This is a genomic window from Yersinia thracica (assembly GCF_902170565.1).
GTDB classification, from domain to species: domain Bacteria; phylum Pseudomonadota; class Gammaproteobacteria; order Enterobacterales; family Enterobacteriaceae; genus Yersinia; species Yersinia thracica.
This window is the reverse complement of record NZ_CABHXX010000008.1, coordinates 30,312-44,568: the sequence shown is the minus strand read 5'-3', so window position 1 is coordinate 44,568 and position 14,257 is coordinate 30,312. Positions and strand designations below refer to the sequence as shown.

Sequence of the window (14,257 nt, the reverse complement as noted above, 5' to 3'; positions counted from 1 at the left end):
TGTTTCTCCCTAGCCTTTAACCGCGCCAGACATGATCCCGCGATTGAAATGTTTTTGCAGACCCAGATACACGATGATGCTTGGCAACATCGCCAACAGAGTGATGGCAATAAAGATATTTGGTGTGATGGTCTCGTCAGTACGCAATGTGCCGAGGATCACCGGAATAGTGTTCAAACTGTCCTGATTCACCACAATCAGTGGCAACAGGTATTGGTCCCAAATCATGATGAAGCCGAAGGTCACCACGGTGCCCAATGCCGGTTTAACCAGCGGCAGGATGACGTGGAAGAAGATTTGCCATTCGCTGGCACCATCAATGCGCGCCGCTTCCTCCAGCTCTTTCGGGATAGCCGCCATAAACTCGGTCAGCACGAAGATAGAGAAAGCCCAACCCACCACCGGCAGGATCATGCCCAGATAGCTGTTGTACAGCGAGGCATCAATCACCGGCAGTCGCCAGTTGATTATCATATACAGCGGGATGGCGATAACTTCTTCCGGCAGCATCATGGTCGACAGAATAATCAAGCTGGTCAGCGAGACCCCGACAAACTTTTTACGGGCCAGCGCATAGGCCGCCAGAGCACTGACCGACACCTGTAAAATGGTGCCGAAGAACACCACGACGATGGAGTTCAGCAGGTATTGCCAGACGCCGATATCCATCCAGGCGAAGATAAAGTTATCCCACGAGAATTGATTGGGCCAGGCCAACAGCTCCCCCGGTTTTACCGGTGCGCCGCTGAATGCGGTGGCAATGATGCCCCAATAGGGGCCGACAAACACCACCAGCAACAGACCATAAATTACCCAGCGGCCGATACTGTTCCAACTTTTACTTTTCATTCCCAGTCTCCGGCTCGGGTTAGTAACGGGCTATACGCTTTTTCAATGTGAGATGACAAATAGTCAGCACCACAGTGAAAGCGAATAACAGGAAGGACACCGCTGACGCATAACCATAGTCAAACTGCTCAAAGCCCAGTTTGTAGATATGAGTCATGATCATTTCTGTCGCATTAGACGGGCCGCCGCCGGTGGTGGCATAGACTTCAGCAAACACCCGGAAACCACGGATGAATGACAGCATCAGCACCACAGAAAGCGCGGGGATCATGCCCGGCAAAGTAACGTAACGCAGACGGTTCCACCAGTTAGCGCCGTCCACATTCGAGGCGTCGTACAAATCACGGCTAATCCCCACCAGACCCGCAATAAAGATAACCATGTTGTAAGGCACGGCTTTCCAGATATGCAGCAACATCACGGTCCACAGCGCCTGGTCGGTGTCGGCCAGAAAACCCTGCGCTTCAATGCTAAACCACGACAAAATGTGGTTGACGACACCGTTGCTCGTCGGGTTAAACAGAATTCGCCACATTTCGGCGACGATCGCCGCACTGGTCACCGCAGGCAAGAAGATTGCGGTACGGATAAAACGCAAATGCCGCGCCGGCCCTTCCAATAACATCGCTAAGAAGAAGGCGATAAAAGCGGCCACCACCATGGTGACCACCACATATAACAGGGTGTTGAAAACCGCAGAATGCAGTGCTTCATCACCCATCGCGCGGGAAAAGTTGTCAAACCCGACCCACTCATTTGGCTGGTTAAAGTTAACCTTGTAAAAACTCATCACCAGCCCTTGCAGCATCGGGATGAATTTAAACCAGGTGAAGATGACCAGTGCCGGGGCCAAGAACAGCCACGGAACCAGATTACGTTTTAGTCGGGGGGTTAGCGTTATCATGATTTACTCACTGCCCTAAGACATTCTGTTTAGCCAACTCATCATTCACTTTCTGATTCACTGCTTTTAATTCAGCAGGGATATCACCCTCACAGTTGGCTAAGATGCGGTTGAAACCTTCAGCAGTAACCTGACGAATTGGCGTCCAGTTAGGGACTTGCGGAATATAGCGGCCATGTTCGGCGTACAAATCTGCAAACATTGCCCAGCGCGGGTCGTTATAAACGGCTTTGGTATCAACCAGTTTATTAATGGATAAGCGCACGACCGGCATATTGTTGCTGCCCATGCCCATGCCGATTTGTTGCCCTTCAGGTGAAATCATAAATTCTATGAATTTCTGAGCAGCTGCTTTTTTCTCGCTACTTTTCATCATAAATACCGTGGTGCCTTCGGCCAGTGTTGCCTGCCCTTTGGGCCCTTTTGGCGGCGGGATCACTTCAAAAGCATCTTTACCGGGATCTTTATCAAATAGAGCAATATGGTATGGGCCGGTGACGAACATGCCGCTTTGACCGGAACGGAAGGAAGGAATGGCGTCGGCGGTGGTGGCGTTAATTGCGCCCGGCTGTACCGTTTTGTTGCACACCATGCCGCGAATGAAGCTCAGTGTTTCAACCGCTGCGGGTTCTTCCAATGAGCCTTTAAATTTGCCCTCACCGGCCGGGCGAATGAAGTCACCACCGGCTTGCCACAGATAGGAGCTGATAAACCAGCTGGCGTAACCACGAGTGGTGGAGGCGGGCAAAATAAAGCCGTAAGTATCATTTTTGCCATTGCCATCGGGGTCATTAAAGGTAAATGCTTTGGCCAAGGTGCTGATATCTTCCCAGCTTTTCGGTAACTCTAAGCCCAGTTTTTCGCGCCAATCTTTACGGATAAACAAAGCAAAGGTTTGTGCTGAAGTTGGCACGCCATAATATTTACCGTCAATATATTGGGCGCTCTGCCAAGCAGTATCTAAGACATCTGCCCCACCAATGATATTTTTCGGCTCGATCGGCTCAACAATACCGAGCTGAACAAACTGCCCGATAGCCGCCGCATCATTGAAAATCAAGTCCGGCAAAGCGTTACCGGCCGCCGCCCTTGCCAGGCGCTGTTCAAAATCGGTGGTGGCATTGAAATATTCAATTTTGATGCCGGTTTTCTTCTCAAAAGTCTCAGCTTCTGCTTTATAAATATTTTTTGAATCATTACTGGCGCGTATCCACACCTGTAATGTCTCTGCTGCGTGGAGAGAAGGAACCCCCATAGCTAAATAAGTTAACAACAGCAAAGATTTTATTTTTACTTTTGACATTATCATTTTTGTCTTCATCTTAGCGTCCTCGTTGAAATCTAATTTTTATGAATTTACCCAGAAGTTTAAATAACAGAATAAAATCACGAAACACTCGACAACATTAGAACTCAGAGGAAAACAAAAAACTACACCATAAAAAACAAAACTTAATTCCATTTTAATATTTCTGCTTAAGATCACACTTGCAAAATGAGACAAAATAACAATTAAGTTAAATTACCTTTTAAAAACAAAGCTATAATATCTTCATTTTAAAAAATAAAAAAATCGTGTAATTATTTAAATTGCCTAAAAAATGTCTAAAATAGAGATTTAATTTGATGCCAATCACAATTTAAATCATTTATTAACAGATAATTTATAAGATAGATCTAGATCACAAAAGTCCTAAAACTTTACCCTAGAATTAAAATCCATCTTAAATGGAACAGCGTTCCCTTTATTGATAGCGTACCAATAAATTTAATAACCTTGTTTTTTAAAGGTAAGAAAAACTATTCATTAAGAATGGATAAATTAATTAAATCAACCAAAACACTTTATTTTTAATCATGTAAATCATAAAAAATAAGGAAAGTATGATGAAAATGTTGGGTAAAAAAAACCTATTACTGGCTATTCTTCTTAGCTCTTCGCCCTTTATTTACGCGGCAGAAAGCCACCCATTATTATTAAAAATGGATGATATAAACTATAGCATTGACCAAATTAAACAAAACAATCCGCTATATGAAAAATCCTATAAAAATCTGATAGCTAAAGCAGACATTGCCCTGAAAGCGCCGCTCTATTCTGTCATGGATAAAAGTCTGTTGGCCGCCAGTGGTGATAAACATGACTATTACAGCTTCCCACCTTATTGGTGGCCGGACCCAAGTAAGAAAGACGGCATGCCTTATTTGCGTAAAGACGGCGAAACGAATCCTGATGCCAATAGTGACGCGACTGATAAGAAACGCATGAACAGCTTCAGTGCCGATGTCTATTATCTGGCATTAGCTTATAGCTTTACCGGCAAGCCAGAGTATGCCGAAAAAGCGCGCGATTTATTGGTCAATTGGTTCGTCAACCCCAATACCCGAATGAACCCGAATTTACAATATGCTCAAGCTATTCCGGGCATCAATGAAGGCCGAGGTATTGGCTTGATAGATAGCCGGGCACTGGTAGACGTTATTGATGCGGTGGAATTGATAAGGCCCGCGAATGTCCTCAATGACGCCGACTATCAAGCTATCAAACTTTGGTACAAAGATTTTTATCAATGGATGACCACCAGCCAAAATGGTTTCGAAGAGGATAATTGGCATAATAACCACGGCACCTATTTTGATATGCAGGCCGCCTCTTTTGCGTTGTTCAGCGACCAAAAAGCCGCCGCACAAAAGCGCTTAGAAATCACGCAACTGCGCCGAATTCCCTCGCATTTTGATATGCAAGGCCGCCAAAATGCAGAACTGGAACGCACCCGCCCATGGCATTACAGTAATTTCCATCTGGAAGCCTACAACAAGCTGGGCCGCCTGGGTGAAGTGGCCGATAAAGATATCTGGAACTTTAGCCTTGATGAACACAGTTTGAAAAAAGGCTATCAATATGTCGCGGGCTTTATCAATACCGACCAGGTTTGGCCGTACAAAGACTTGGACGGGGTGCAAGATAAAAAAGCCTTGGTCAATATGATAACGGCCGCCCGCGCCTACCCGGCTGACACTGATTTCCAACAAAAAGCGCAATACCTGATTGCCCAATATCCGGATGCCGTTGAAATCCTGCTTTACCCAATAACACAGCCACTGAACACAAAAAAATAAGCACCGCGAGGACACACCAGATATGAAGCAGTTTACGGATCGGCAGATGGCAAAAATCCGCCAGCGCGCTGTGCTATATCAGAAAAATACAGTGCTACATCAGGGAAATCCAGTGCAGCAGCAGCCGGAGATTATTGCCTCGCTGATTGCAGGCAATCAGGTGATTTTGGACTCAGAAACACAAGTCCCGACCACCGGTATCGCCACCTGGAACCATTACTATTATTGCCCTGATCACGGTGTGATGTTGGAGTGGGATCGCCATTCACCGACTCAACACCGTTGCCCGATAGACTCGCATCTGTTTAGCGGAGAACCCTATGACGGTGCCTGGTGGCGGGCGCTTAATGGCCTCAATGCCAAAGCCTGTAATCAGCTCGGTTTGCTGTGGCAGCTCACTGGAGAAAGTCGTTACTTCGAAAAGGTGCGGGATATTCTGATCAATTACGCCCGCTACTATCCTAACTATGAAGTTCACGGGGGGATTCCGTACAACGGGCCGGGCAAAGCCAATGCACAGACATTGTGTGAGGCCAATTGCCTGCTCGATTTTGCATTGGGTTATGACTTTATTGCCGACGCGCTCAGTCAGGAACAACGCGACTGCATCGCCGGGCGCTTATTGCGAGAGGGCGCGGATTTCTTAATGCAACACCGCACCCGCCAGTTACATAACCATGAAGTGAAGATCAGCAGCGCTATCGCGGTGATCGGCTTGATCCTCGAAGATGAACACTATGTTGAGTTTGCGGTGAATGCCGAATATGGCCTGCGTTATCAGCTAGAACATGGGTTGTTCAATGAGGGATTATGGTTTGAAGGCTCGGTGCATTATCACTTTTATGCGCTGCAAGGCTTCTGGTCATTTGAAAAACTGGCCGCCGGTAGCCGCTACAGTCTGCTGGCGTTGCCTTATTACCGCGATATGCTCAGTTTCCCTTTAAAACTGCTGATGCCCGATGGCACATTCCCGCGCATCAATGATTGTACTGCGGGCCAAGAGCAGCTCAATCATGCCCATTTGTATGAATTTGCTTTTAAAACCTATGGTAATGATGAATATGCTGCCGCCCTACAGCATATTTATCGCCATGAGCCGCGCCTAAATTTGGATGCTCTGCTGTATGGCGTTGAAGAATTACCACCACAAATGATTGATGTCATTCCAACCGATACACTGCATGCACCGGATTGCGGGCTGACCATCTTGCGCCAACCGCAGTCTGGCCGGGCTTTGTTGGTAAAACACAGCCCTTACGGAGGTGAACACGATCATTATGATCGGCTAAATTTAATTTTGTTTGAGCAAGGGCACGAAATCCTGCCGGATTTAGGCACCACAGGTTATGGCGCGCAGCTACATTATGGATACTACAAAAATAGCGCCACTCACAATACGCTGAGTATTAACCAGGCAAATCAGCCGCCCGCAGTGCCGGTGATTCATAACTGGCATCAATCGGCAAAATTTAGTTGCTTGGATACAGAGGTAGATTGGAGTAAAAAAGCGCCCGAGTTAGACAGTCATACTCGTGTTCAATGGGATTGCGAAGCTTATCGCGATGTCAAATTCCGTCGCCGTATTTTGTGGTTGGATGACGCCATTATTGACCTCAGCAGTATCGTTAATCCACATCAGCAAGAGTGGAACTGGACACTGCATATTGACGGCACAGCAATGGAATCAGTGGGGGAAAGTGCCACTTTTAGCAGCAATGGGCCGATGCAATATTTACATCAGGTGACCGCCCAACCACTCAATGGCGTGATTCAGTGCCGCTATCAAACAGCGGCACGCCCGTTATCACTTTGGCTCGCAGCGGATGCCACCCTATTTCAGGGGTTGGCACCGGCAAATCCGTCGGTGCGTGATATCAGTTATCTGATTTTGCGTCATCATCAACCTGAGTCACTGGTCACTTGCGTGTTTGATATGAATAACCACGACCCCCTGTTGGATGTTCAAGTGGACAATAATGGCGAGATATTATCCATCACATTAACGCGTCAACAGCAGGTTATACAGGTAAAAATTCCCTTTACCGACAGTAGCCTACCGCTATTCAGTTAGTCTTATTTAGGATGGGGCAATCATTGCCCCTCTTTCTCGACACTTATATCCCTCAAAGAAAGAGTTTTCAGCATATCCTCCCAGAGAAAAGGATTTATGGCGAAAAACCGCCTGATAACGTGATTTAGCTAGCATTTACTGCATAAGATGCATATGAATTTATATGCAAAATAAGCGTATAAGTTTGGATGTAACAAATAATTATGGATTAACAAATAAAATACAAAATCTATTAAGAAGCCGCACTCATTGCTAATATCGCATAATAATAAACCCGCCAATGTATCCGCCGTGTTAAATATAATCTTACTGTATTGCATAACATCCAGTACAGTTTTGAATAAATACCGTTAAAAATGAATAAAAATAGTTATTTATTCATTTATTAGTCAAAAGGCATTTTAAAATCGGATAAAAACGTGACTTAAGTCACAGAATGAATGAGTGTTATGACTAGAATAACCGCCATCAGTTCGTTTTTGAAAGTTTTGTTTAAAACGGCAACCTTGTTTAATGTTTAAAAAACCAGAGACCTTACACAAATGGAAAATAACAACAAGAAAATGGCACATATAAGGCGAACAACGCATTTAATGATGCCCGCACACCGTAGTTATTTTAACTTTTCTTATTACCATTATAGATAATCTCCCTCCTGCGATGACATCCATTTTTATTGGATAGTCATTGTCTATGCTCAATATTTAACAGCGACGAAAAGTGCTTTCTTGCCTTTACGTGATGTTAACTATTGTCTGCGTCATTCGAAAAGACGAACACTCGTAATATTTTCAAGCCTAACAGATGGGTGCCAGTGCACTTTCTGGATATTGGTGCGATGTTTACGTCTTTCAGCAGAAACATAGCTATCTCGTAAAAAATTAATGTCACCTTTGTCATTAATGCTAAATGACATATGGATCACTGCGTCTGAAATTCAGCCGTGGTGTTACGCAGCAAAGATATAAAGCAGCCCAGATTATTAATGAATATTAATTCATTGATACGGATTGCTATACGCAGAATTTATTAAACGACTAAATCCAACTTGCAAAAATGTTGGACGGGTTCATATACCCTAAATAAAATAAGAGAGAAAAATAAATGAAGAAGTTAAATATCGCAGCAAGTACTTCAGCAATACCCTGCTTTGAAACCCAACGCGAAGTCGTGGATGTTTTACACACAGATTTTACTGATGTTGCTGCCGTGGTACTTTCTGTTCAGGATATTAATAATAATGTCATTGAAAGCATTCATTCATTAGGTTTGGATATCCCTATTTTTGCGGCGGTTTGTTGTGAAGAAGAACTGAATACTGATGTATTACCGTCTTTAAATGGGGTATTTGAGCTGTGCGGTGACAATACTGATTTTTACGGTAAACAACTGGAATCCGCCGCTGAAAAATATGAGAAAGAATTGCTGCCCCCCTTCTTCAATACATTAAAAAAATATGTAGAAATGGGAAACTCCACGTTTGCCTGCCCAGGACACCAAGGGGGGCAATTCTTCCGTAAACATCCGGCTGGCCGTCAATTCTTTGACTTCTACGGCGAAACTATTTTCCGTTCTGATATGTGTAATGCTGACGTCAAATTAGGTGATTTGCTTATTCATGAAGGCGCGCCTTGTGATGCTCAAAAACATGCAGCAAAAGTATTTAATGCCGATAAAACTTATTTCGTCCTGAACGGGACTTCTGCCTCTAATAAAGTGGCCACTAATGCTCTGTTAGCCCGTGGTGATTTGGTGCTATTTGACCGTAATAATCACAAATCCAACCACCATGGCGCACTGATTCAAGCTGGGGCAACACCGGTATATCTGGAGACTGCCCGTAACCCGTTCGGCTTTATCGGCGGTATTGATGCCCACTGCTTCGAAGAAAAATACCTGCGCGAACAAATACGTGGCGTAGCGCCTGACCGCGCCAATGAAGCTCGCCCATTCCGCCTGGCGATTATTCAATTGGGGACTTATGACGGCACTATTTATAATGCTCGTCAGGTCGTGGATAAAATTGGTCACCTTTGCGATTATATTCTGTTCGACTCCGCTTGGGTGGGCTACGAACAATTTATTCCGATGATGAAAGATTGTTCACCATTATTACTTGAGCTGAATGAAAACGATCCGGGGATTATCGTTACGCAATCAGTACATAAACAACAAGCTGGTTTCTCACAAACTTCGCAAATTCATAAGAAAGACAAACATATTAAAGGCCAGGATCGTTATTGTAACCATAAACGTTTTAATAATGCCTTTATGTTGCATGCATCCACTAGCCCATTTTATCCATTATTCGCAGCATTAGATGTTAATGCGAAAATGCATGAAGGAAAAAGTGGCCAGCGTATGTGGTTAGATTGTGTTAAGACCGGTATTGAAGCCCGTAAAATGATTTTAAATACCTGTAATATGATTAAACCTTTTGTTCCGGTAGAGGTTGATGGCAAACCTTGGCAACAATATGACACCGATGCCATGGCACAAGATTTACGTTTCTTTAATTTTATTCCTGGCGAAAAATGGCATGCTTTTGAAGGTTACGAAGAGTCACAATATTTTGTTGACCCATGTAAACTATTATTAACCACACCAGGGATTGATACCAATACTGGCGAATATACTGCATCAGGTATTCCAGCGACCATTCTGGCTAATTTCCTGCGTGAAAATGGTATCGTGCCAGAAAAATGTGACCTTAATTCCATTCTGTTCTTATTAACGCCAGCTGAAGACTTGGCGAAAATGCAACATTTGGTAGCACAAATTGCTCGTTTTGAACGTTTCATTGAAGAAGATGCATTGTTAAGTGAGGTATTACCAACGGTTTATCGTAATAACGAAACTCGTTATAAAGGATATACCATCGGTAAATTATGTCAGGAAATGCATGATCTTTATGTCAGCTATGATGTTAAACAGCTACAAAAAGAAATGTTCCGTAAACAATACTTCCCTAAAGTCGTGATGAATCCTCAGGATGCCAATATTGAATTCGTCCGTGGACATGCTGAATTAGTGCCACTGTGCAAAGCAGAAGGTCGAATTGCCGCTGAAGGTGCACTTCCTTACCCACCGGGAGTATTGTGTGTTGTCCCTGGTGAAGTTTGGGGTGGCGCGGCTCAACGTTATTTCCTGGCACTTGAAGAAAGTATTAATTTATTGCCAGGCTTTGCACCTGAATTACAGGGTGTTTATTTACAAGTCGATGAAGATGGATGGAACCGCGCATACGGCTACATGATGAAAAATAAGTAAAATAAAAAGTATCTATTAAAAACAATCAATAACTCAAACCTGCGGGAAACTATTCTCGCAGTCTCTGAAATTTTAAAAGAGATAATAAAAATGAGTAAAACAAATAATAAGATGGGAGTCGTCCAGCTAACTATTCTGACCGCCGTCAATATGATGGGGTCCGGCATAATTATGCTGCCAACCAAACTCGCCGAAGTTGGGACGATTTCTATCATTTCATGGTTAGTTACCGCCGTGGGTTCTATGGCACTGGCTTATGCCTTTGCTCAGTGCGGGATGTTCAGCCGAAAATCAGGGGGGATGGGCGGTTATGCAGAATACGCTTTTGGCAAATCCGGCAACTTTATGGCCAACTATACCTATGGCGCATCCCTGCTGATTGCCAATATCGCCATTGCGATATCAGCAGTCGGTTATGGCACAGAATTACTGGGTACCACCTTAACGCCATTCGGTATTTGTATCGCCACCATCGGCGTACTGTGGTTGGCAACCGTTGCTAACTTCGGTGGCGCACGTATTACCGGGCAAATCAGTAGTGTCACCATCTGGGGGGTGATTATCCCCGTCGTGGGGATTTCGATTATTGGGTGGTTCTGGTTTAGCGGCTCAGCTTACGCGGCGGCATGGAACCCACATGGTGTACCAACTTTTGAAGCTATCGGCTCTTCTATCTCTATGACATTATGGGCTTTCCTGGGGCTGGAATCTGCCTGTGCCAACACCGATGCGGTAGAAAACCCTGAACGTAACGTTCCGATCGCGGTATTGGGCGGGACTTTAGGTGCAGCGGTTATCTACATTATTTCGACCAACGTCATCGCCGGTATTGTGCCGAATATGGATTTGGCGAACTCAACTGCGCCGTTTGGCCTGGCATTCGCTTATATGTTCACCCCAGCCGTGGGTAAAATCATCATGGCATTGATGATTATGTCTTGTGTCGGTTCATTGCTCGGCTGGCAGTTCACCATTGCTCAGGTATTTAAATCCTCTGCTGATGAAGGCTTTTTCCCGAAAATCTTCTCAAAAGTCAGTAAAGCTGATGCGCCAATCAAAGGGATGCTGACCATTGTTGTCATCCAGAGTGTCTTGTCGCTGATGACCATTAGCCCGTCATTGAATAAACAATTCAATGTGCTGGTCAATCTGGCGGTCGTGACCAATATCATCCCATACATTCTATCTATGGCAGCATTGGTAATTATTCAGAAAACCGCCAATGTTCCACCAGCCAAAGCGCGCAAAGCCAATATCATTGCCTTTATTGGTGCGATGTACAGCTTCTATGCACTTTACAGTTCAGGTCAGGAAGCCATGACGTGGGGCGCGATTGTGACTTTCCTTGGTTGGACACTGTACGGCTTAGTTTCACCGCGCTTTGAGTTTGCAGCAAAGACTAAATAAGCAACAGAATGGCTCATATCGAGCAAAATAGAGCCGATTTAAACTGATTAGGTGCCAGCAGATAAAAAAGTCAGAATGCAATAGGAAATTCCGGTAATAATGTTCCGAACCGCTACCCCCGGACTGGAATAAAATTATGTCGGACAGCCTTTGGCATCTCTATCTGCTGCGCACCACCAGCGGCATGCTGTATACCGGCATTACCACTGACGTAGCGAGAAGACTCACACAACATCAGGCCGGAAAAGGCGCAAAAGCGCTGCGGGGTAAGGGGGAGTTAGTGTTGGTATTTCATTGTGAAGCAGGGGATCGCTCAACTGCGTTGAAACTGGAATATCGGGTGAAACAACTTAGTAAGCAGCAAAAAGAAAAGCTGGTGATGAACCAGCCCTCTTCATTGATATCATTGCTAGACGTTAGAACCGATTAAACGGCGCAGAAAACACCACTTCGCCATCCGCATCAGTCAATGCATCTTCTGCTAACGCATACACCTGAAAGGCCTCTTCGGTATCAGGCCAACGGCAGGTTAATTGATGGCGGGCCGCCGGAACAAAGCCAAAACGCTGATAATAGGCGGGATCGCCTAACACCACGACAGCGGCATAGCCGAACTCATTCAGAGAGTCGAGACCTTCATAGACTAGTTTCTCCGCCAGACCTTGCCGACGCAAGCTTTCTTGCACCGCCAGCGGGGCCAACGCAACCCATTGACGGTCTTCACCGCCCACATCCACTGGGCTGAATGCGACATAACCAACCACACCGCCCTCGTCGTCCGTCGCCACAATACCCAGCGTCAGTAAGCCGTCTTCGCGCAATTGTTGCACTAATTCAGCTTCATCATCACCCTTGAATGCCTGGCGCAATAAGGCGTCAATCCCCGGTGCATCCACTGGAATTTCAACCCGGATCAGCATGATGCTAATGTACGGGAAGTACTCGCCGCACCCTCTTGCTGACCAGCTTCAATAAATTCAGCCAATTGTTGCAGACCCACTCGCAGTAGCGTCGGCATGGATTCCAATTCAATGGCATCCATCAGATTTTTCACATACAGGCCCAATTCGGTATCCCCCTCAATTCGCAACCGGCGCTGGAAAAACAGTGTGTCCGGATCTTCTTTACGGGCAGCGATCAAAATCAGATCGTTGGCATCACCACTGAAGCTAACATCCGCTTCAGCCTGTTGGCTGACCACCAGCCTACCGCTTTCTACCGTCATAAACCATTGCAATGCGAGGTCGCGCACTTCAATTTTTAACCAGCGAGACTCCAGAAACTCCAAATCACCGTCCAGCAGTGCCTGACGGAATTGCCAACCCAGCAGCTGTTCTAGTACCTGCCGCTGTAAGACGAATGGTGTCAATTTTAACGGCCCCCGCAGCAGCGCCGGCCCTTGGCGCACAAGGCGCGCTCGTAGTTCTCCCAACACAGGCTGACTCCTTCTAAATCCAGATAAATATGTTATATCGATAAATTTTGCACCAAGTTGTCTCTGAAAGTCTTGCTAAATATCAGAAGAATGGCACCAATGCCAAAGAAACTGCCCTAAATCAAGGTCAGTTCACAGCAGGTTAACTAAAATCGCCCTTCGCTATATTTTAATATCATCTTCGGATAGGGAAAATTCTATGGAGCTGCTTTGTCCTGCCGGCAATTTACCCGCATTAAAGGCCGCAATCGATAATGGTGCCGACGCAGTTTATATCGGCTTGAAAGATGATACTAACGCCCGCCATTTTGCCGGACTGAATTTCACCGAGAAAAAACTACAGGAAGCGGTCAATTACGTTCACAGCCGCAAGCGCAAATTACATATCGCTATTAATACTTTCGCCCACCCCGACGGCTATTCCCGCTGGCAGCGAGCGGTGGATATGGCGGCGCAACTGGGGGCCGATGCACTGATTCTGGCGGATTTGGCCATGTTGGAATATGCCGCTGAACGCTATCCAGAGGTGGAGCGCCATGTATCGGTGCAAGCATCCGCAACCAATGATGAAGCTATCCGTTTCTATCAACGCCATTTTGATGTCGCACGGGTGGTTTTACCGCGCGTGCTGTCCATGCATCAGGTTAAGCAATTATCCCGCACCAGCCCGGTACCGCTGGAAGTTTTCGCTTTTGGCAGCTTGTGCATTATGGCCGAAGGCCGCTGTTATCTTTCATCCTATTTGACTGGTGAATCCCCCAATACCGTGGGTGCCTGTTCACCAGCACGCTTTGTTCGCTGGCAGCAAACCCCGCAAGGGATGGAATCTCGCCTCAATGAGGTGCTGATCGACCGTTATGAAGATAACGAAAATGCCGGTTATCCGACCCTGTGTAAAGGGCGCTATCTGGTGGATGGGCAGCGCTATCATGCACTGGAAGAGCCGACCAGCCTGAATACCCTTGAACTGCTGCCAGAATTATTTGCCGCCAATATTGCCTCAGTGAAAATTGAAGGGCGTCAGCGCAGCCCAGCTTATGTCAGCCAGGTTGCCAAAGTGTGGCGGCAGGCAATTGACCGCTATCAGGCCAATCCTGCGCAATTTTCTGCTAAAGCAGAATGGATGGAACAACTGGGCGCAATGTCCGAAGGCACCCAAACCACCTTGGGCGCTTATCACCGTAAGTGGCAGTAGCCGGAG

At 45.8% G+C, this 14,257-nt stretch carries 12 protein-coding genes; 7 read left to right on the top strand and 5 right to left on the bottom strand.

The genetic code is table 11. From position 1 onward, the window contains the following. Nucleotides 1-9: 9 nt before the first annotated feature. From FTA91_RS01065 to FTA91_RS01055, 3 genes are read right to left on the bottom strand one after another with little or no spacing between them, the layout of a single operon-like run. A complete protein-coding gene (locus FTA91_RS01065; RefSeq protein ID WP_038636754.1) occupies nucleotides 10-849 on the bottom strand; it encodes a carbohydrate ABC transporter permease in 840 nt (279 codons plus the stop codon). A 19-nt stretch (nucleotides 850-868) separates the two neighbouring features. Then, on the bottom strand, nucleotides 869-1,753 hold the full coding sequence (locus FTA91_RS01060) for a carbohydrate ABC transporter permease (RefSeq protein ID WP_005156239.1): 885 nt from the start codon (nucleotides 1,751-1,753) through the stop codon (nucleotides 869-871). Between the two features lie 7 nt (nucleotides 1,754-1,760). Then, nucleotides 1,761-3,074 carry an ABC transporter substrate-binding protein gene (locus tag FTA91_RS01055; RefSeq protein ID WP_050114467.1) on the bottom strand — a complete coding sequence of 438 codons (1,314 nt, stop codon included), beginning with the start codon at nucleotides 3,072-3,074 and terminating at the stop codon, nucleotides 1,761-1,763. A gap of 563 nt (nucleotides 3,075-3,637) precedes the next feature. Here FTA91_RS01055 and FTA91_RS01050 point away from each other — a divergent pair. The 6 genes from FTA91_RS01050 to FTA91_RS01025 all read left to right on the top strand — a co-directional run bounded on the left by FTA91_RS01050 (nucleotide 3,638) and on the right by FTA91_RS01025 (nucleotide 12,051). Beyond that, on the top strand, nucleotides 3,638-4,873 hold the full coding sequence (locus FTA91_RS01050; RefSeq protein WP_050114468.1) for an alginate lyase family protein: 1,236 nt from the start codon (nucleotides 3,638-3,640) through the stop codon (nucleotides 4,871-4,873). Between the two features lie 22 nt (nucleotides 4,874-4,895). Continuing rightward, a complete protein-coding gene (locus FTA91_RS01045) occupies nucleotides 4,896-6,944 on the top strand; it encodes a heparinase II/III domain-containing protein (protein WP_145536263.1) in 2,049 nt (682 codons plus the stop codon). Between the two features lie 542 nt (nucleotides 6,945-7,486). Further along, nucleotides 7,487-7,591, top strand: coding sequence for a leader peptide SpeFL (gene speFL, locus FTA91_RS20385; RefSeq protein WP_105877053.1), 105 nt, complete (start codon nucleotides 7,487-7,489; stop codon nucleotides 7,589-7,591). A gap of 457 nt (nucleotides 7,592-8,048) precedes the next feature. Next, complete coding sequence (gene speF / locus FTA91_RS01035) at nucleotides 8,049-10,214, top strand: ornithine decarboxylase SpeF (RefSeq protein WP_145582788.1); 2,166 nt, start codon at nucleotides 8,049-8,051, stop codon at nucleotides 10,212-10,214. Between the two features lie 90 nt (nucleotides 10,215-10,304). Further along, nucleotides 10,305-11,621, top strand: a complete 1,317-nt coding sequence (gene potE / locus FTA91_RS01030) for a putrescine-ornithine antiporter (protein WP_145582786.1) — start codon at nucleotides 10,305-10,307, stop codon at nucleotides 11,619-11,621. 136 nt (nucleotides 11,622-11,757) lie between these two features. Further along, nucleotides 11,758-12,051 carry a GIY-YIG nuclease family protein gene (locus FTA91_RS01025; protein ID WP_050114472.1) on the top strand — a complete coding sequence of 98 codons (294 nt, stop codon included), beginning with the start codon at nucleotides 11,758-11,760 and terminating at the stop codon, nucleotides 12,049-12,051. Here FTA91_RS01025 and FTA91_RS01020 read toward each other — a convergent pair. Further along, nucleotides 12,038-12,541, bottom strand: a complete 504-nt coding sequence (locus tag FTA91_RS01020; RefSeq protein WP_050114473.1) for a GNAT family N-acetyltransferase — start codon at nucleotides 12,539-12,541, stop codon at nucleotides 12,038-12,040. The two genes, FTA91_RS01025 and FTA91_RS01020, sit on opposite strands and share 14 nt — an antisense overlap. Further along, on the bottom strand, nucleotides 12,535-13,056 hold the full coding sequence (gene ubiT, locus FTA91_RS01015) for a ubiquinone anaerobic biosynthesis accessory factor UbiT (protein WP_050114474.1): 522 nt from the start codon (nucleotides 13,054-13,056) through the stop codon (nucleotides 12,535-12,537). The genes FTA91_RS01020 and ubiT overlap by 7 nt, the downstream gene beginning before the upstream one ends. A 199-nt stretch (nucleotides 13,057-13,255) precedes the next feature. On the opposite strand from ubiT, the gene ubiU reads away from it, so the two are divergent. After that, on the top strand, nucleotides 13,256-14,251 hold the full coding sequence (ubiU, locus tag FTA91_RS01010; protein ID WP_038636779.1) for a ubiquinone anaerobic biosynthesis protein UbiU: 996 nt from the start codon (nucleotides 13,256-13,258) through the stop codon (nucleotides 14,249-14,251). Nucleotides 14,252-14,257: the final 6 nt, after the last annotated feature.